This is a genomic window from Erysipelothrix tonsillarum DSM 14972, assembly GCF_000373785.1.
Classification (GTDB): Bacteria; Bacillota_I; Bacilli_A; order Erysipelotrichales; family Erysipelotrichaceae; genus Erysipelothrix; species Erysipelothrix tonsillarum.
The window spans coordinates 528,254-547,441 of record NZ_KB892377.1; the positions used below are offsets into that span (position 1 = coordinate 528,254).

The following is a 19,188-nucleotide window of genomic DNA, read 5'->3' on the forward strand; positions in this document are numbered from 1 at the left end:
TCGTTATGGTCAAAAAATATGCAGTCGGACTGATGTCTGGTACATCTTTGGATGGGATCGATGCAGCTTTGGTAGAAATCGAAGGTTCGGGAGTGAAGACGAAATGTCGTTTACTCCATTTCAGTTCGATTGATATCCCTGTAGCAATGCGTCACCGCATTATTGAGGCATGCAATCCGCAAACTTCCCGTATCGATGAAATTTGTTCACTAAACTTTGAACTTGGAAAAAAATTCAGTGAAGCTGTTACGTACGTTCTCAAAGAAGCTCAATTTAAAGGTGCTTTAGATTTTGTAGCTTCACACGGACAAACGATTTATCATTTGCCCAATCCAGGTCAAAACCATGTAAAATCGACGCTCCAAATTGGCGATCCGTCTGCGATAGCATATGAACATCGTGTACCCGTAATATTTAATTTCAGAAATATGGATATCCTTGATGGCGGAGACGGTGCACCACTAGTTCCTTATCCTGAATTTATACTTTATCGCGAAGAATTTGAAACGGTTCTGCTTCAAAATATCGGTGGTATTGGTAACGTTACAGTCATACCACAACATGCTAATTTGGATGATGTTTTTGCATTTGATACAGGACCTGGCAACATGATGATGAATGCTGCCACTAAATATTTTTACAACGAGCTCTATGATAAAGATGGTAAGCATGCATCAAAAGGGTGTTTAATCGATCCATTATATCAATCCTTAATTGAGCATCCTTACCTTAAAATACTTCCACCCAAATCTACAGGCAGAGAAATGTTTGGTGAAGATGTCGTTCAAGATATATGTAACCAGTATCCATGTGCTGATGATGTGATTTATACACTCACTAAATTTACTGCTTATTCCATTACTCAAGCTTATAAAGAGTTTATAATGAACAAGCATACGATACATAAAGTAATTCTGGGCGGTGGTGGCGCCTATAATCCCGTTTTAATCCATGAAATTCGCCAGATCCTTCCCAAAACGATTACGGTCGTTACCCAAGAAGATCTCGGATTTTCCAGTGACGCAAAAGAGGCGATTGCATTTGCCATTCTTGGCAACGAAACCCTCGAAAGTAATCCAAGTAATGTTCCTTCATCAACTGGTTCACGCCACCAGATGATTCTCGGACAGATATGTCCCAATCCCTGGCCATCAAAAACAGAATCACATTGATTCTGTTTTTTTCTTTCTTAACAATTACTGAAGAGATACACCTCAATATTGAATCTAACAGTGCAAAATGATATAATTGACAAGGATAAATAGGTTATCTACTGTGTTTTTATATAAAATAATTCCATTGAATGATTATTTAAAGAACTCAATGGAATTTCTTACGAAAACACTTTATCTATAACGTATTTGATTACTAAAAATATAAAAAGTTTCTGTATGAAAACGAATTTGTGTTTTGCTTGTAGTAGTTAATAATTAGGAGAAAATATGAGTAAAAATCTAAAGTCATTATTAATTGTGGCTCTAAAGGGATTTATCTTTGTGTTTTTAGCAATGGTATTTTTCCACCTCTTTGGTAAAGAAAATATCGCGCTACAGAATTGGTCAAGAACTGCGGTAATTACAGGTTCCACGTTTGTCTTGATTGGGATTTTAATGTTAAAAGTTTATGGTCCGTTTGAAATTGGTGTAAAAAAAAGCAAGCCAATTATCTATAATTCAACCATCGCAATTATCCTTACTGATATTGCAACTTTTTTTCAATTAATGGTTATGAATACCAATCCCAATAATAACCATCAGTTTAAAATTGAACAAGTGGATCTTCTATTCTTTACAATCGTAATCCAGATTATCATTATTATCGTCTTTGCTTACTTAGGTAATTATATTTATTTTAAAATGTATAAACCTTCACGTACGATAATAGTCTATGATGAAAACAATAAAGAAAGTCTAGAAAAAGTAAATCACTATTTGAAACGTTTTAAGCTTCAGTATGATATTTTGGGATGTATCGCGATTGATGATTCCAATTTAGAAGCAATGCTTTATAATGTAGACTATGTTGTGATTCTAGAAACACCTGTACATCAGCGTAAATGGCTCGTTGATCAGTGTTATAAACATCGTCTTAACTTTATGTTTGCACCTGCGATTTCTGATATTGTTGAATTATCAGGATTTTCGACAATGGTTGATGATAAGACAATGGTCGAAGTTAATGTTCAGGGATTATCATTTGAGCAACGTGTTTTAAAACGATTGCTTGATATTTTTGTAGCTCTTGTCGGAGCTATTATTTCCTCGCCTATTTGGATTGTTTCGGCTATTGCAATTAAGCTAAACGATGGAGGAAGTATCCTTTTCAAACAAAAGCGCGCAACCATTGATGGTAAAATTTTTGATGTTTATAAATTTAGAACGATGAAGGAAAATGTTGATAATTATTCCGCTACAGAAGATGATGACCGCATTACCAAAGTAGGTAAGGTTCTTCGTAAAATTAGAATGGATGAGTTGCCACAATTGATCAATATCTTAAAAGGTGAAATGAGTATTGTAGGTCCACGACCTGAAATGCTCGAAAATGTCGATTCGTATCAAAAAGCATTACCTGAATTTGCCTATCGGTTAAAAGTAAAAGCAGGGTTAACAGGTCTTGCTCAGATTGAAGGGAAATATAATACATCTCCAAAAGACAAACTTCTGATGGATCTCATGTATATTGAAAACTATTCTATCTGGACAGATTTTAAATTAATTCTTCGTACAGTTGTAGTTATATTTAAAAAAGATAGCACTGAAGGATTTTAAAGCATCATAAGTCTTAAGGAGGGAATCTTTAAGGCTTATTATTTTATATCATTTTATTGGAGGTCATTATGTACTATTTCGCACTGCTTTTCCCGTTTATCGTTAATTTCATTCCGAAATTGACTAAAAAACAAAAGTTCTACTTGGCAACATTACCACTCTTTATTATTGTTATTTTTAGAGTAGGAGTAGGTACTGATTATTTTTCTTACGAATATCTTTATAATTTACAAAATGTAACAACATTTGGTAAAATGTTAGATCATCAAACCAATATTGAATTAGGTTTTAGATTTTTTATTTTTATTTTTAAATCTATTGGGTTACCATTCCAATTTTTCATTAGTTTCTTTGGTGTAATAACTCTTGGGTTTTTTATAAAATGGATTGATGAAACCTCAGATTCATCACTTATCTCATTAATTCTATTTATTGGAATGTTTTTCTTTGTATGGAATTTAAGTGCAATTCGTCAAGGTTTAGTAATGGCCGTTGCATCTTATTATTTCTTTAATCCACAAAAAAATCTATCTCGAAAACAATCACTACTATTAGTATTCGTTTTATGCCTATTCCACATTTCGGCAATTTTCTATCTTCCTATTGTTTTCGTTTCGAAAAATATTAAGTGGACAAAGAAATCACTATTCATCATTTTGGGAATTTCATTCTTGTTTGCATTTATACCTTGGCAACGTATCTTAGCAAACTTAACTTTCATTCCTGGGTATAATAAAATAACAAGTTATATTGATCCTCAAACCCACGTTTTAAACTTTGCGGGAATTGTCCGCATACTTTTTACCACCGTTATTATATATCACTATGAAGAAATTACAGATTCTGTGTTTAAAAAGTATATTGTTGATGCAACGCTTTTAGGGTTTGCATTATATTTTTGTCTTAAATTCTCTGAAATAATTGCTGGTCGTACCACAATTTACACATTTATTTTATGTGTTATTGTATTTAAGTACATCCTTGATTTCTACTTTTTAAAAGAATCAAAAGTTTTAAACGGATTTATTTATACAGGACTAATATGTTTTACAGGAATGTTTTTATATAAAGATATTAATGGATATATGCATCAATCTGGTTATGCTGGTAATGACTCGTTTTTGAAATTTAATTCAATTTTTAATCGACCTGATTACAATCTTTACAATAATCGATTCACATACCTTACAACTCGTCATAAAGACTGTAAAGTAGAACGTGATGCATTCCTTGAAATACAAGAAACATATCCCACAACTGATACTTATAATCCTGATTTAACGTATTATCCAATGTGGGATGAAGGTCAAAAAGCATATGGAATTTTAGGATCCGACCACTCATGGATCATTGAACCTTATTTTAAACGGAAACCAACTGTATATGGTTCATTAGTTGCATATAATAAAAATGATGAAATAAAGGATGTTTTTAAGCAGACACATTACCTTGATTTATCTGGCGAACCACTAACGGATACACGAATTCAAGACGCAATAAGACTCGAAGCTGAAAATCGGCAAGAAATTGCATTACAACCATTTGAAGTGAAATCTTATGCTATTGAAAATTTATCAGAAAACATTACTACTTTATTCCCATTTAAAGAAGAAATTGTTAAGGTGGATTACATCGAATTTGAAAAACCTTATGCTTATAAAATTTTCGATATAGAATACATAAATTATCACTATTTTGTCTATGTAAACGAGTCATTTGAACCAATCGTACCCGTTGTAAGTAATGAATTCTATCGTATTAGTCCCGAAGGTGTCATCACTGTAACGACATACTGTAATCAACGTTTATACAATAAAGATGGTTCTTTATTGTGGCAATATTAAGGAGGCTCTATGAAAATACTATATTTGAGTTCAACTAATTCTGGTATGCATCGACACAGTATTTACTTTGATTTATTGACAGAGTTTAAAAATAATGGGCATGATGTCACGATAGTCTATGCACGCGAAAAGCGCCTAAACCAAGCCACTGAATATTATGATCAATTTAGAATGCATTATTTAGGAGTTAAAACCGGTAATTTAACAAAAAACAGTAATCTGATCGATAAAGGAATTGCTACTTTACGCATTGATTCTCAATTCAAGCGTGCTATAAAGAAACATTTATCACACGAAACTTTTGATTTAGTGCTTTATTCTACACCACCAATAACGCTCTTAAAAACAGTGAAATATTTAAAGACTAAGAACCCTGATTCTGTTCTTTATTTAATGTTGAAGGACATTTTCCCTCAAAATGCAGTTGATTTGGGGTTCATGAAACAAAATGGACCGATTCATCGTTTTTTCTCATTTAAAGAGCGTAAATTGTATACGATGTTTGATGTAATTGGAACTATGTCACCGGCAAATTTAGAATATATGAAGAAACAACATCCTTCGACAACGAATAAACTTGAAATTCTTCCTAACGCGCTTGCTATCAATCCCGATAATACCCTAGAAGAGCCGGTTTCGATTCGTGAGACTTATTCAATTCGAGATGACCAAACAATTTTGCTATATGGCGGTAACTTAGGAGCACCACAAGCGATTCCATTTGTAATTGAATGCATCGATCGAATTAAAAATGATTCGCGAATTATCTTTCTAATCGCTGGATCTGGTGCGAAAGCAGACATGATTACTTCATTTATTCAAGAAAACAATATTTCGAATACACTTTTTCTAGGGCAACTTGAAAGTAAGGTATATAATAGTCTTGCAAGTCAGTGCGATATCGGTCTAATTTACTTAGATTATCGTTTTACCATACCCAATTATCCGCAGCGACTCTTAACATACTTGGAAGCCGCAAAGCCAATTGTTTGTGCGACGGATGTTGTTACAGACATTGGAAAGATTGCTGAGGCGAATAACTATGGTATGCGTGTTGAAAGCAATGATGTCGAAGCATGGTACCAAGCAGTTGATACCTTAGTATCAGATAGTGATTTACGGAAAAAAATGGGTGCAAATGGTCATCATTATTTAATGAATCATTATACTGTTGCACATGCATATAACATAATTATAAAACACATGGGAGCGTAAAATATGTTTAAAGATAAAGTATTACTCATTACAGGCGGAACAGGTTCATTTGGAAATGCTGTTGTGCGTCGTCTTCTAAAAGAAGAAATAAAAGAAATTCGAATTTTTTCACGAGATGAAAAGAAACAAGATGATATGCGAAAATTTTTCAATGATGATCGCTTAAAATTTTATATTGGTGATGTCCGCCAAAAAGAATCCTTAATACATGCAGTTCGTGGTGTTGATTATATTTTCCATGCTGCTGCATTAAAACAAGTTCCTTCTTGCGAGTTCTTCCCAATCGAAGCGGTAAAAACTAACGTGATTGGAACGGATAACGTCTTAGAAACTGCAATTGATTGTGGGGTTGAACGTGTTGTCTGTCTTTCAACTGATAAAGCCGCATACCCAATCAACGCGATGGGGATTTCAAAAGCAATGATGGAAAAGACCTTTGTAGCTAAAGCACGTATTGCCAAAGAAACGAATACGGTAATTTGTGGTACTCGTTATGGAAATGTTATGGCATCACGTGGATCAGTAATTCCATTGTTCTTAGAGCAAATTCGTAATGGTAAAGAACTAACCATCACAAATCCACATATGACACGATTCTTAATGAGTCTAGATGAGGCTGTCGAATTAGTACTGTTTGCTTTCGAAAACGGTGAACCAGGAGATTTATTTGTTCAAAAATCACCTGCGAGCACCATTGAAGATTTAACTCAAGCAATTGTAGAATTAACAGGTTATGAAAAAGGCACCCGCATTATTGGAACACGTCATGGTGAAAAACTTTACGAAACACTTCTTACAAAAGAAGAATTTGAAAAAGCTGAAGATTTAACGGATTACTATCGTGTTCCTATGGATCAACGTGATCTTAATTATGATAAATACTTTATGGAAGGTGAAGAAATCCATGAAGAACGAGAATATAACTCACACAATACTTATAGACTCAATGTAGAAGAAATCAAGGCTAAGTTAGTTAATCTTTATGAGATTAAAGATGAATTGAAGGATATGATGTAAATGAAAATTTTAATTACAGGTGCTTCAGGTTTTGTTGGGAAAAATTTAAGTGCAACATTAAAGTACTTAGGTCATACGATACTATCGTTTGATCGCGACAACACAATCGAAGATTTACATGAGTACTCACGTCAAGCTGAAGTCGTGATTCATTTAGCTGGAATTAATCGTCCCAAAAATCCCGAAGAATTTACAAAGGGGAATGTTGGGTTTACAGAAACCTTGTGCAATGCTTTAGCAATGCACCAAAATGATGCCCCCATCTTCGTATCATCAAGTATCCAAGCTACTCTTGACAATGAATATGGTAAAAGCAAACGTGAGGGTGAAACGGTTTTAATCAAACATATGGAAGCTACTGGTGCTAAAGTTTGGATTTACCGCTTTTCAAACTTATTTGGAAAATGGTCCCGTCCAAACTACAATTCAGTCATTGCAACATGGTGTCATGCTATAGCACGTAATGAACCGATTCAGATCAATGATCGTGCGATAACTCTTAATCTTATGTACATTGATGATGTTGTGCTTGAACTTGTTCGTGCAATTAATGGCACACCATCCATTGAAAATGGTATCTACTGTACGGTTCCTACATCTTACAATGTTACTTTAGGGGAGATTGCAGATTTACTTGAATCTTTCAAAACTTCACGCAGTACCTTATATGTACCTAATCTAAGTGATGGCTTCGAAAAAAAATTGTATAGTACTTATTTATCCTACTTACCCAAAGATAATTTTAATTATTTTCTTGATATGAAATGTGATGATCGAGGATCATTTACAGAATTTCTGAAATCACCCGAGCGAGGGCAGGTAAGTGTCAATATTTCCAAGCCAGGTATTACTAAAGGGAATCACTGGCACCATAGTAAAAATGAGAAATTTCTAGTAGTATCCGGAAGTGGCTGCATCCAGTTTAGAAATATTTTCGATTCAGAAATTATTGAATATCATGTATCCGGGGATAAACTTGAAGTCATTGATATCCCAACAGGATATACGCACAATATTATTAATACTGGTGAAACAGATCTTATTACTGTAATGTGGGTTAACGAACCGTTTAATCCCGATGAACCAGATACGCACTATTTGGAGGTTTAGATGAAAAAACTAAAAGTTATGACTGTAGTGGGTACGCGACCCGAAATTATACGCTTATCCGCTGTTATTAATCGACTTGAATCAAGCGAAGCAATTGAACACATTCTTGTTCATACAGGTCAAAATTATGACTATGAATTAAATGAAGTATTTTTTAATGATTTCAAACTTAAAAAGCCAGACTATTTCTTGAACACTGCGACAGGAAAACCAATTGGAACAATCGGTAATATCCTGATTAATATCGAACCAGTTCTCGAAGAAGTAAATCCAGATGCTTTTCTAGTATTAGGTGATACGAATAGTTGTCTATGTGCAATTGCTGCGAAACGTAAACATATTCCGATTTTTCATATGGAAGCCGGTAATCGTTGCTTTGATCAACGCGTTCCAGAAGAAACGAACCGAAAAATTGTCGATCACATTTCAGATATTAATTTAACGTACAGTGATATAGCACGTGAATACCTCCTTCGTGAAGGCTTATCTGCTGACCGTATCATCAAAACAGGGAGCCCAATGTACGAAGTCATTAATACACGTCGTGAGGATATCGCCGCAAGCACAATTCTTGAATCTTTGGATTTAACCAAAGGGCAATACTTTGTCGTTTCTGCGCATCGTGATGAAAACATTAATTCTGACAAAAACTTTTTAAATCTTGTTGAAAGTCTTAATGCTGTGGCAGAAAAATATCAAATGCCTGTTATTGTAAGCACGCATCCACGTACTAAAAATATGATTGATGCTAAAGGTGTTTCTTTCAATCCTCTGGTTAAGATTATGAAACCGATGGGTTTTAATGACTATGTTAAGCTACAGGTAGATTCAAAAGCGACACTCAGTGATAGTGGAACGATCAGTGAAGAATCATCAATTCTTGAATTCAAAGCCTTGAATCTTCGTGAAGCACACGAACGTCCTGAAGCCATGGAAGAAGCCTCAGTTATGATGGTTGGTCTTGAAAAAGAACGTATACTACAAGGACTTGAAGTTCTCGAAACACAAGAACCTTCAACATTGCGACACGTTGCTGATTACAGCATGCCTAATGTATCTGAGAAAGTTCTACGGATTATTATCTCTTATGTTGATTATATAAACCGTACTGTTTGGAGTAAATAATGAAAGTACTATTTGTTAACTCAGTATGTGATTACGGAAGTACTGGTAAAATTGTACGTGATTTAGCGAATGGTCTCAAAAAGCAAGGTCACGATGTTTTGATATGTTATGGTCGTCATCAGGCAAAAGATGATATCGATACTTTTTATATCGGCGATAAAGTCGCAACGTATAATCATGTATTGATGACACGGCTTTTCAACCGTCATGGCTTGCATTCAAATCGTGCCACTCGAAAGCTAATTCAAAAAATCGAAACATATCAACCCGATATTATCCATTTGCATAATATCCATGGATACTATTTAAATGTCAAAATGCTATTTGATGCTTTAAAAAACTATGAGGGAAAAATATACTGGACATTCCATGATTGCTGGCCAATTAGTGGAAGCAGTGCCTATTTTGATTATAATGGATGCAAAAAATGGGATGATGGGTGTGTTGAATGTAATTCAACGCGAGATTACCCCGAGGCATTATTTATAAAGCGTCAAAAACAAAATTTCAATTGGAAAAAACAATCGTTCAGTGGTTTTACTAACCTAACTTTAATCACACCTTCTGCATGGCTAAAGGATTTATTGGCCCTAAGTTTTCTAGCGGGATATCCATGTGAAGTGATTCATAACGGAATTAATACGCAATTATTTAAGCCAACAGAAGATGCAAAGCTTACTGAAAAATATCAAAATAAACGAGTTTTACTTGGTGTTGCAAGTATTTGGGAGCAACGAAAAGGTTTGGAAGACTTTATTAAATTGAACGCGATGATCATTGACGAAGAAAAGATTGTACTTATTGGTTTGAGTGAAGAACAGCTTAAAACACTTCCCGCATCAATGGATGGTGTTTTAAGAACTGACAGTGCCGAACAACTTGCTGCTTATTATACCTTAGCACATCGCTTTTTAAACCCAACGTATGAAGATAATTATCCAACGACAAATGTCGAAGCATTGTGTTGCCACACTCCCATCATCGCTTATGATACCGGAGGAAACAAAGAAGTTGCCACAGAACCCTATATGACAATTGTTCCTAAAGGCGATGTGAACGCACTCTATCAAGCAATTAAATCCGACTCAGAAGTATGCTTTGATGATTTTGACCATTTAAAGTATGATTCCAGCTTGTTTGTAGAAAAAACACTTAAGTTATATCAAAAGTAATTGAAAAACCTCTGTTCAAATGTTAGAATTAGTATATAAAACTGAACAGGAGGTTTTTTTATGTTTTCAAAATTTTATATTCTTAGGTCTTTATTAGAACAAAAAATTTCATCACAACGGGAATTAAGTAAAGTTACAAATTTTTCATTAGGTAAAGTTAACACGTTATTGAATGATTGTATCAATCTTGGTTATGTAAATGAATTTACAATAACACAAAAAGGAATCGATTTTTTAGAAGATTACAAAGTTGATAATGCCATTATTATGGCCGCGGGATTTGGTTCACGATTTGTTCCTTATACATACGATACTCCAAAAGGGCTAATGGAAGTTCATGGTGAGCGCATGGTCGAGCGCCTTATCAAACAGCTTCAAGAAGCGGGAATTCAAACAATTTATGTTGCGGTAGGGTATCTTGAAGAAAAATTCGAGTATCTCGTTGATAAATTTGGTGTGGAACTTATTAGAAATCCGGATTTCAACCGATATAATAATATTTCAACCATATATCATGCACAAGATGTAATGCGGAATACGGTTATTATGCCCTCAGATATTTATATTACTCAAAATATCTTTCATAAGTACGAATTTAGATCATGGTATGCAACCACTCGATTTGAAGGTTACACCGATGAATGGACTGTTTCTACAGGTCAAAATCAGTTGATTACGGAAATTGAAATTGGTGGTACCGATGCTTTGGGCCTTTATGGACCAACATTTTTTGATGCCAAAACTTCTGAACAACTTATCGAAGCTGTAAATCAAGATATTAAAATTGCTGGAAAAGAACAATATTATTGGGAAAATTCTTGGTTAGATCGTTTGAATAAAATCCATATTCACTCTAATGAATTCGGACCGGATACGATTTATGAATTTGAGTGCATTGAAGAGTTACGCGTATTTGATACATCATACATCACCGAAACGAATAATGAAATGATTAAGATTATCTGTGAAGTATTTAATATATCATCTAATGAAATCACCGATATAAAATCTATGAAAAAAGGAATGACGAATGATTCATTCATCTTCACAGTAGATAAAAAAACCTACGTTTTTAGAGCTCCAGGTAAGGGTACTGACAAACTCATTAACCGACGTCAAGAAGCAGAGGTATATAAAGCAATTGCGCCTCTAAAATTGTCAGACAAAATTTACTATATCAATCCTGACAATGGATACAAAATATCACGATACTATGATAATTGTGAATCTATCGATGAACATGATATTCCAAAAGCATTCGAAATTCTAAGAAAACTCCACAATAGCAATATTAAAGTTGATCATTCATTTGATTTAGAGGAACGGATTAACCATTACATGCAGCTGTGTAAAGATTCAAACGCAATATTTTTTGATGATATTGTTGAGGTTCGAGCACTGATTGATCAAGAATTATCTTATCTCAAGTCACTATCGCGCCCTAAAGTCCTTTGTCATATTGATCCAGTAGAAGTTAATTTTGTAAAATTATATGATGGTTCTTTACGCCTTCTGGATTGGGAATACGCAGGGATGGCTGATCCTATTTTAGATATCGCTATGCATTCAATCTATTCAGGTCACCAAGAAACACGCATTCTAGAATTATTGGAATTATATTTACAACGAAAACCAACAGAACAAGAATGTAAGGTGCTCTTTATGTATGTGAGTCTATCCGGTTTCTTATGGGCACTCTGGTCCCAGTTTAAACAAGCGAGCGGGGAGTCTTTCGGAGCTTATGCCTTAGAACAATATCAATATGCACAAAAATACGCATATTTAGCATTATCAATGGAGGACTAGATGAACCAGTTACAACAAGAAGAATTAAATATTCTTATTGAATTCGATCGTATTTGTAAAAAACACGATATCATATACACACTCTCTTCTGGTACACTCTTAGGGGCAATTCGTCACCAAGGTTTTATTCCTTGGGACGATGATATTGATGTTAATATGTCACGCAGTGAGTTCAAACGGTTTGAGGCTGTTGTAAAAGATGAACTGAATTCAGATTTTTTTTATCAATCGTTTGAAACTGAAAAAGATCACTATCACGCATTTCCTAAAATTCGAAGTAATAAAATTGAACTAGTTGAAAAGTCTACAGATTATCTGAACATTAATCATGGTGTTTGGATTGATATTTTTCCTTATGATAATATCCCAGATGATTTAACACTACGTAACCAACAAAAGAAAAAAGTGGAACATTACAATAAACTTATCTCACTCTTTGTTTATACTTTTGTGACCGATGCAGATACTGGAAAAAAACGTGTCATCAAATCAATCTTTTATCAATTGAATCGTATTTTTTACCGTATTAATTTTTTATTGCCATCTTTGTACAAGAAGCGTCAAAAGTGGATTGAAAAATATAATGATCAGAATACTGAATACGCCAATATGTTGGTATTTAACTTCAATGATGATGTATATAAACAAACACTAATTCGTAATGCAATTTTGGATGATGTCACAACAGGTTCTTTCGAAGGACATGAGTTCTTAATTCCAAAAGCGTTCGATGAAATTTTAGAATCGAATTATGGTGATTACATGAAGCTACCTCAAGAATCTGAACAAGTTTCGAATCATGAAATTGTATTAAAGGTTGTGACAAATAATGAAAAATAAGGGTACCTTAACAGGTCTTTTCTCGGGCCTTTTCTGGGGGCTTGATACGGTTCTTATTGGTGTTGTGCTTGGCTCAAGCTTATTTCTAACTTTTGGGACTAAAGCACCGCTTATTTCCACATTTATTCATGATGGTGCTTCATTTATTTTCCTTTTTATTCTTGTTCAATTACAAGGACAGTTTAAACAATTAGGTAAAATTCTTTTTTCAAAATCAGGGTTGGTAATCGCTTTAGCAGCCTTACTTGGTGGACCAATAGGAATGGGTGCTTATATTCTTTCTATTAATCATCTTGGTCCTTCAATTTCAGCAAGTATATCAGCTGTATATCCTGTTTTTGGTGCTGTTTTAGGTTTTCTTGTTCTTAAAGATAAACCAAATAAACGAACAATTTTCGGACTTTTTGTTGCCATTACTGCAATTATCTTGATGGGTCTTACCGGTACATCGGGTGTATCAAATTTAAAATATGGTCTCATCTTTATCGCAGTATGTATCGTTGGATGGGGGAGTGAAGCGGTCATTATTAGTGCTGCACTCAAACAAGATGTGCCTTCACATATTGCGTTAACGATTCGTCAACTCGTATCCTTTTTAACTTATGGATTCGTTGTGATGCCTATAATTGGTGGTTATCACCAATTGAATGGAATACCAATGGGGCAACCTATATTTTGGCTCATTATTATTAGCGGAATTGTTGGATCCATCTCGTATTCTTTCTATTACCGATCCATTTCATTAATTGGTCCAAGTAAAGCAATGGGATTAAATATTAGTTATCCTGCATGGGCATTCTTTTTTCAGTTTTTAATTGACCAAACCTTTGATTTGAAAAACTTTATTCTCGTAATTTTTGTCATAATAGGGTCAATGTTATCTTCAGATAACCCAAAAGAACTTTTAGAACTCTTTAACCCCCGCAAAAAAAGTAAATAAATACTATCGATTGGTTTCTTTCACCAGAAAGGGACCAATTTTTTCTATATTAATATTTAAATAACATAATAACCTTTTAATATTGAACTATAAATGACCTGTATTCGCAATATTCTATCATATTTTAAAATGAATATGATAGAATATTAACGAGAGGTGACATATGAAAGCAATTATAACTGTAGTAGGAAAAGATAAGGTCGGAATTATTTCCGGTGTATGCAATTATTTATCAAATGCAACTATAAATGTGCTCGACATCAGTCAAACAATCGTCGATGCCTATTTTAATATGCTAATGATCGTGGACTTATCACAATGTGATTTACCCTTTGACGCATTAACGCACGGTCTTGATAACCTTGCGCAAGAATTAGGTGTAAATATTACGATGCAACGCGAGGATATCTTTACCTCGATGCATCGAATTTAGGAGGATTTATGCTTAATCATTTAGAAATTCAAGAAACTCAAGAAATGATTTCAAATCAAAACTTGGATGTAAGAACAATTACAATGGGAATTAGTCTACTAGACTGTGCTGATTCCGACCTAGACCGTTTTAATGAAAAAATCTATCAAAAAATTGTTACACATGCAAAAGATTTAGTAAAAGTGGGCGATGAGATAGCACATGAATTTGGAATCCCAGTCGTAAATAAACGCATTTCGATCACACCGATCGCCATTGCTGCATCAGGATGCAAAGCGACTTCATACGTATCAACCGCAAAAATACTTGATAAAGCAGCTAAAGAAGTTGGAGTTGACTTTATTGGTGGTTTTAGTGCTATCGTTCAAAAAGGTTGTACATATTCTGACCAAGTACTTATCGATAGTATTCCTGAAGCACTTGCTGTTACAGATCGCGTTTGCGCAAGTGTCAATATCGGAACGAGTCGAAATGGTATAAATATGGATGTTGTCAAACAGTTGGGGCAAACAGTTCTTGATTGTGCGCGTTTAACGGGAGACCGAGAGTCAATTGGTTGTGCGAAACTCGTTATTTTTTGTAACTCTGTGGAAGATAATCCTTTTATGGCAGGCGCATATCATGGGGTTGGTGAAGCAGATACGGTTATCAATGTTGGTGTAAGTGGTCCTGGTGTCGTAAAATGTGCACTCGAGTCCGTTCGTGGTCGTGATTTTGAGACATTGTGTGAAGAAATTAAGAAAACAGCATTTAAGATTACTCGAGTTGGGCAGTTAATCGCTCAAGAAGCTTCAAAAAGACTCGGATATCCTTTTGGGATCATTGATTTATCTCTTGCACCAACACCTGCAATCGGTGATAGTATTGGGGAAATATTCCAAGAAATGGGTCTTGAAGAACCTGGTGCACCCGGAACAACACTTGCACTTGCCTTATTGAATGATAATGTTAAAAAAGGTGGCGTAATGGCATCATCCTACGTTGGAGGACTGAGCGGTGCATTTATTCCTGTAAGTGAAGACCACGCAATGATAGCTGCAGTCGAAAAGGGAGCTTTAACCCTTGAAAAACTGGAAGCAATGACCTGTGTGTGCTCTGTAGGACTCGATATGGTGGCAATCCCAGGTGATACACCTGCATCGACCATTTCAGGTATCATCGGTGATGAAGCAGCTATTGGTATGGTTAATAACAAAACAACGGCTGTTCGTATTATTCCAGTTTATGGTAAAGGGGTAGGCGAAACAGTTGAATTTGGAGGTCTATTAGGTTATGCTCCTATAATGAAGGTTAATCCTTTTAGCTGTGAACGCTTTATAGATCGTGGTGGCCGTATTCCAGCACCAATACACAGTTTTAAAAATTAGTAGGAGTTTATAATGAATCAAAAATTAGATTTTATGTCTGTTAATAATATTGAATGTATTGAAGTTAAAGAAGATTATGCGAAGTGTATCGTTAATATTACGGATGCGTCGATGAATTACTATGGTTATGTGCATGGTGGTTTATACTTTAGCCTAGCGGATTCTACTGCTGGTTATACTGCAAGTAGTCGTGGCGATAACTATGTTACATTAAACGCTAATATAAACTATATGTCTGGTATTCAATCTGGAACGCTTACATGCATAGGAACTGTCCTAAGTCGAACTCGTAAAACCTGTGTTGTAGATATTAAAATATACGATGATGCAGAACGACTATGTGATAGTGGCACATTTACCATGTATCGCGTTAATTAAGGAGTCTATGATGAATGTTATCTTTCATTTGAATCAGTTAGAACGTTTTGATCACTGTTATGCAAATATCAAAAATTTGAGAACTGAATTTATTGGTATTGTGGAATTATTAATCAATGGTGATGCAATTCAATTACTCATACGTGATGATGTATCTAAAATAACCGACTTGTTGAATCACGGTACAAAAATAAGTGCATGTGCGAACTCATTACGTGCACATGGTATTGACAGCAGCATTTTACCGCAAGGCGTTGTGGTTGTCCCAACTGGTGTTTTTGAACTTATTAAAAAACAGAATGAAGGATTTTCTTACATTAAACCTTAATTTTTTAACGAAAATATAGAATAACCTAGAACATTACAGTTAAAACATAAAAAACTCAGAAGCTATATATTCTGAGTTTTTTATAATAATCTCCGTTACTTCGCATAATGTATATTATGTAAAATTCAACTTATTCAAATATAGGTTTAATTTGTTGCGTTCGTACATCAACATAACCTTTATCTGATATTTTAAGACTTGGTGATACAAGCAGTCCTAATACCGAGAAACTCATCAATTCATTTTCCGCCACATAACCTAAATCACTTAAATCCGTGCGAATTTGACTAACTTCTTCAGCAAGTGTTTCCATGCTATCAACTGATATAATTCCACCATAGGTCAATGGTACCCGATTTACTGTATGACTTATACTTGAAACGATACCGCCTTGCATCTCAATGACTTGATTTACAGCAGTTACAATTTCATCAATTGAAGTTCCCATTACGAGAATATTATGATGATCGTGTGTCCATGACGTTGCTACTGCGCCACATTTCGTAAATCCATTATCTACAAAGCCAACGGTGATCGGATCATTATGGCCATATCGCTCAATAACAGCTATCATTGATAATCCTACTTCTTCCCATTGTAAGACCCCTTCCCTTACTGGTACATCAATTATTTTTTCATCTGTAAAAGTATTGCTGATTTCACGATGCATGACACGTACTCGTTGGCGTTCACTGGTTAAACCAGAAATTTGAGAAGTGAAATCAGATTCTTTTACATAGTTTCGACAAATTGTGTTGTAAATATAAGATTTATTGAAGTTAAACTTTTCTTCAGGTAAAGAACTCACATTTCTTCCCTTTTTGTAGACCGAACTAATCTTAAAAGTATCCAATTCATCAAGAATGATAATATCAGCTATCTTTCCAGGTGATAAAACACCTCGATCAAACAAGTTCATGCGTTGTGCAGCAACATAAGTAGCCGCATAAATTGCATCTTCACAAGGCATACCACAGGCAATTGATCGTTTAATAACATGATTTAAATGTCCCTTATTCAAGAGATCATCCGGCATCACATCATCGGTAACAAGACAGAAACTACCGTGTAAATTATAATTACAAAGTGTAGCTATCGTTTCTCGATTAATTGATTTCTCTTGCATTTGAACTAAAATACCCAAGCGGGTTCGTTCTAAAATTGATTCTTTTGTTTGAAGTGTATGATCAGAGCCGATTCCTTCTTGAATGAAACGTGAAAGTTCTAACCCCGAAATCCGTGGTATATGACCTTCAATCGGAGCCCCTGGATTGCACTTTTTAAAAGTTTCAATAATACGACGAGTTAATGTTGATTCTTCTGCAATAACATCCTTAAAGTTCATGATTTCTCCTAAGGCAATCACTTTTGGATGTTTTGAAAGCTTAATAACTGTTTCTTCATTCACAAGACCACCAGTTGTTTCAAGATTTGGGTTGGTTGACGGAACAGAAGATGGTATTGCATAAAATATATCGAGGTTTGTTTTAAAATCCATAAAATCAACGAGTCCTTCATAACCAAATACATTACCGACTTCATGGGCATCTGCAACAACGGTTGTTGTTCCCATTGGAAGCACAGTTTTGGAAAACTCAACTGGATTTGTCATCGAACTTTCAATATGCATATGAATATCAATTAAGCCCGGCAAAATCCACTTCCCCTCTGCATTGACCTCATAATCCGCAATAATATCAGCCTCACCAATGTGGTAAATTATTGCATCTTTAATGTAGAGATCACCTTTCTCAAATCGACGCTGCGATGTGTTATATAGGTTTGCACCTGTAAATTTTGTAATCATTATTGATTCATCAATCGATTATAGCGGTCAATCCATTGAGGCATTAATGGGTTGATGATTTCGTAATTAAGCGTTTTAGCATGTTCCGCAATAATTCCATATGTTTTATTTTGCGCAACATCATCGGTTAATACTACATTTTTATTCACTGGAGCTTCATTTAGTGCACCCGCAGTTTTTTCTTGTAATTCTTGACTTAAACGCCAATCGACAAATTTGTATGCTAAATCTTTATTTTTGGAATTTTTATTGATTTCAATGGTATTAAAATTTGCATAAGTTCCGGTTGTTGGAAAAACAAGTTTTGCACTCGGAACTGATTTCTTGATGACATCAAATCCGAAATCCCCAACTACTGCGACATCAATTTCCCCCGTACTCATCATTACCGATAAGTCAGATGATTTTTTATAGGTTTTCTTAATATTTGGTTTTAGTGTTTCAAGACCTTTAAACGCTGCTTCCCCTTGGTCATTTACTAAATCTCCACCTACATAATCATTAGCCATTTGAACCATTGATGGTCCAAAGGTCGATGATATTTCTGGAATTGCAACTTTATCTTGTAGATCAGATCGCCATAAATCAGCCCAATTATTGATTGGTTCACTAACAGTCTCTTCATTGTACACAATACCAATACTGTTAATTGTGTAGGGAACGCCATAACCTCGACGCGTTACTTCTTGTGCTGCATCAATGAGGGCATCGAAATTTGAAAGTTTTGATGGGTCTAATTTTTCAAAAAGATCTGCTTGATAACCATCATCCGCTGCTTTTTGTGATAGTTCAATAACATCGATATTACTGTTATCACCACTGCTGAATTTTGAGTAGCGTTCAGATGTACTACCGCTATCCAATACGATTTTCAAATTATTTGCCTCTTCAAACGGTTTATAAACTTCCGTACGTAAGATGTCTTCACTTAATCCCCATGATGAAACAACGAGTTCTTTTGTTTCGTTATTGCTTGAACACCCTCCTAAAACTAAAAGTAAAACTAATAAATATATTGTTTTTTTCATCTTTTCC

At 34.7% G+C, this 19,188-nt stretch carries 17 protein-coding genes; 15 read left to right on the top strand and 2 right to left on the bottom strand.

Features of this window, described 5'->3' with window-relative positions; translation table 11 throughout:
* Window positions 1–5 precede the first annotated feature (5 nt).
* The 15 genes from anmK (at window position 6) to B096_RS0102495 (ending at window position 16,346) form a co-directional block, all read left to right on the top strand.
* The gene (gene anmK / locus B096_RS0102425; protein WP_018579198.1) at window positions 6–1,172 is read left to right on the top strand and encodes an anhydro-N-acetylmuramic acid kinase AnmK; all 1,167 of its coding nucleotides are present in this window, start codon (window positions 6–8) and stop codon (window positions 1,170–1,172) included.
* Window positions 1,173–1,442: 270 nt separating this feature from the next.
* The gene (locus tag B096_RS0102430) at window positions 1,443–2,771 is read left to right on the top strand and encodes a sugar transferase (RefSeq protein ID WP_018579199.1); all 1,329 of its coding nucleotides are present in this window, start codon (window positions 1,443–1,445) and stop codon (window positions 2,769–2,771) included.
* 68 nt (window positions 2,772–2,839) lie between these two features.
* Complete coding sequence (locus tag B096_RS0102435; RefSeq protein ID WP_018579200.1) at window positions 2,840–4,615, top strand: EpsG family protein; 1,776 nt, start codon at window positions 2,840–2,842, stop codon at window positions 4,613–4,615.
* Between the two features lie 9 nt (window positions 4,616–4,624).
* On the top strand, window positions 4,625–5,830 hold the full coding sequence (locus tag B096_RS0102440) for a glycosyltransferase family 4 protein (protein WP_018579201.1): 1,206 nt from the start codon (window positions 4,625–4,627) through the stop codon (window positions 5,828–5,830).
* A 3-nt stretch (window positions 5,831–5,833) separates the two neighbouring features.
* The gene (locus B096_RS0102445) at window positions 5,834–6,847 is read left to right on the top strand and encodes a polysaccharide biosynthesis protein (protein ID WP_018579202.1); all 1,014 of its coding nucleotides are present in this window, start codon (window positions 5,834–5,836) and stop codon (window positions 6,845–6,847) included.
* Window positions 6,848–7,957, top strand: a complete 1,110-nt coding sequence (locus B096_RS0102450) for a polysaccharide biosynthesis C-terminal domain-containing protein (RefSeq protein ID WP_018579203.1) — start codon at window positions 6,848–6,850, stop codon at window positions 7,955–7,957.
* Window positions 7,958–9,082 (top strand): non-hydrolyzing UDP-N-acetylglucosamine 2-epimerase, encoded by a 1,125-nt coding sequence (wecB, locus tag B096_RS0102455; RefSeq protein ID WP_018579204.1) that lies wholly within the window; start codon window positions 7,958–7,960, stop codon window positions 9,080–9,082. It begins immediately after the preceding gene.
* On the top strand, window positions 9,082–10,254 hold the full coding sequence (locus tag B096_RS0102460) for a glycosyltransferase (RefSeq protein ID WP_018579205.1): 1,173 nt from the start codon (window positions 9,082–9,084) through the stop codon (window positions 10,252–10,254). The genes wecB and B096_RS0102460 overlap by 1 nt, the downstream gene beginning before the upstream one ends.
* Window positions 10,255–10,314: 60 nt before the next feature.
* Complete coding sequence (locus tag B096_RS0102465; RefSeq protein WP_018579206.1) at window positions 10,315–12,060, top strand: NTP transferase domain-containing protein; 1,746 nt, start codon at window positions 10,315–10,317, stop codon at window positions 12,058–12,060.
* Window positions 12,061–12,900 carry a LicD family protein gene (locus tag B096_RS0102470; RefSeq protein WP_018579207.1) on the top strand — a complete coding sequence of 280 codons (840 nt, stop codon included), beginning with the start codon at window positions 12,061–12,063 and terminating at the stop codon, window positions 12,898–12,900.
* Window positions 12,890–13,840, top strand: coding sequence for a DMT family transporter (locus B096_RS0102475; protein WP_018579208.1), 951 nt, complete (start codon window positions 12,890–12,892; stop codon window positions 13,838–13,840). The genes B096_RS0102470 and B096_RS0102475 overlap by 11 nt, the downstream gene beginning before the upstream one ends.
* A gap of 163 nt (window positions 13,841–14,003) precedes the next feature.
* A complete protein-coding gene (locus tag B096_RS0102480; protein WP_018579209.1) occupies window positions 14,004–14,273 on the top strand; it encodes an ACT domain-containing protein in 270 nt (89 codons plus the stop codon).
* Between the two features lie 8 nt (window positions 14,274–14,281).
* On the top strand, window positions 14,282–15,640 hold the full coding sequence (locus tag B096_RS0102485) for a PFL family protein (protein WP_018579210.1): 1,359 nt from the start codon (window positions 14,282–14,284) through the stop codon (window positions 15,638–15,640).
* Between the two features lie 12 nt (window positions 15,641–15,652).
* Entirely contained in the window at window positions 15,653–16,018 is a 366-nt protein-coding gene (locus B096_RS0102490; protein WP_018579211.1) for a PaaI family thioesterase, read from the top strand.
* Window positions 16,019–16,028: 10 nt separating this feature from the next.
* Window positions 16,029–16,346, top strand: a complete 318-nt coding sequence (locus B096_RS0102495; protein ID WP_018579212.1) for a DsrE family protein — start codon at window positions 16,029–16,031, stop codon at window positions 16,344–16,346.
* A gap of 130 nt (window positions 16,347–16,476) precedes the next feature.
* On the opposite strand, the gene B096_RS0102500 is transcribed toward B096_RS0102495, so the two are convergent.
* The gene (locus B096_RS0102500; protein ID WP_018579213.1) at window positions 16,477–18,153 is read right to left on the bottom strand and encodes an adenine deaminase C-terminal domain-containing protein; all 1,677 of its coding nucleotides are present in this window, start codon (window positions 18,151–18,153) and stop codon (window positions 16,477–16,479) included.
* Entirely contained in the window at window positions 18,153–19,181 is a 1,029-nt protein-coding gene (locus tag B096_RS0102505; RefSeq protein ID WP_018579214.1) for an ABC transporter substrate-binding protein, read from the bottom strand. The genes B096_RS0102500 and B096_RS0102505 overlap by 1 nt, the downstream gene beginning before the upstream one ends.
* Window positions 19,182–19,188: the final 7 nt, after the last annotated feature.

Excerpts from the sequence above, each read along its gene's own strand:
- wecB (WP_018579204.1), top strand. The coding sequence starts at position 7,958 with ATGAAAAAACTAAAAGTTATGACTGTAGTGGGTACGCGACCCGAAATT.
- B096_RS0102470 (WP_018579207.1), top strand. The coding sequence starts at position 12,061 with ATGAACCAGTTACAACAAGAAGAATTAAATATTCTTATTGAATTCGAT.
- B096_RS0102495 (WP_018579212.1), top strand. The coding sequence starts at position 16,029 with ATGAATGTTATCTTTCATTTGAATCAGTTAGAACGTTTTGATCACTGT.
- B096_RS0102430 (WP_018579199.1), top strand. The coding sequence starts at position 1,443 with ATGAGTAAAAATCTAAAGTCATTATTAATTGTGGCTCTAAAGGGATTT.
- B096_RS0102475 (WP_018579208.1), top strand. The coding sequence starts at position 12,890 with ATGAAAAATAAGGGTACCTTAACAGGTCTTTTCTCGGGCCTTTTCTGG.
- B096_RS0102445 (WP_018579202.1), top strand. The coding sequence starts at position 5,834 with ATGTTTAAAGATAAAGTATTACTCATTACAGGCGGAACAGGTTCATTT.
- anmK (WP_018579198.1), top strand. The coding sequence starts at position 6 with ATGGTCAAAAAATATGCAGTCGGACTGATGTCTGGTACATCTTTGGAT.
- B096_RS0102505 (WP_018579214.1), bottom strand. The coding sequence starts at position 19,181 with ATGAAAAAAACAATATATTTATTAGTTTTACTTTTAGTTTTAGGAGGG.
- B096_RS0102435 (WP_018579200.1), top strand. The coding sequence starts at position 2,840 with ATGTACTATTTCGCACTGCTTTTCCCGTTTATCGTTAATTTCATTCCG.
- B096_RS0102500 (WP_018579213.1), bottom strand. The coding sequence starts at position 18,153 with ATGATTACAAAATTTACAGGTGCAAACCTATATAACACATCGCAGCGT.
- B096_RS0102465 (WP_018579206.1), top strand. The coding sequence starts at position 10,315 with ATGTTTTCAAAATTTTATATTCTTAGGTCTTTATTAGAACAAAAAATT.
- B096_RS0102450 (WP_018579203.1), top strand. The coding sequence starts at position 6,848 with ATGAAAATTTTAATTACAGGTGCTTCAGGTTTTGTTGGGAAAAATTTA.
- B096_RS0102440 (WP_018579201.1), top strand. The coding sequence starts at position 4,625 with ATGAAAATACTATATTTGAGTTCAACTAATTCTGGTATGCATCGACAC.
- B096_RS0102480 (WP_018579209.1), top strand. The coding sequence starts at position 14,004 with ATGAAAGCAATTATAACTGTAGTAGGAAAAGATAAGGTCGGAATTATT.
- B096_RS0102460 (WP_018579205.1), top strand. The coding sequence starts at position 9,082 with ATGAAAGTACTATTTGTTAACTCAGTATGTGATTACGGAAGTACTGGT.
- B096_RS0102490 (WP_018579211.1), top strand. The coding sequence starts at position 15,653 with ATGAATCAAAAATTAGATTTTATGTCTGTTAATAATATTGAATGTATT.
- B096_RS0102485 (WP_018579210.1), top strand. The coding sequence starts at position 14,282 with ATGCTTAATCATTTAGAAATTCAAGAAACTCAAGAAATGATTTCAAAT.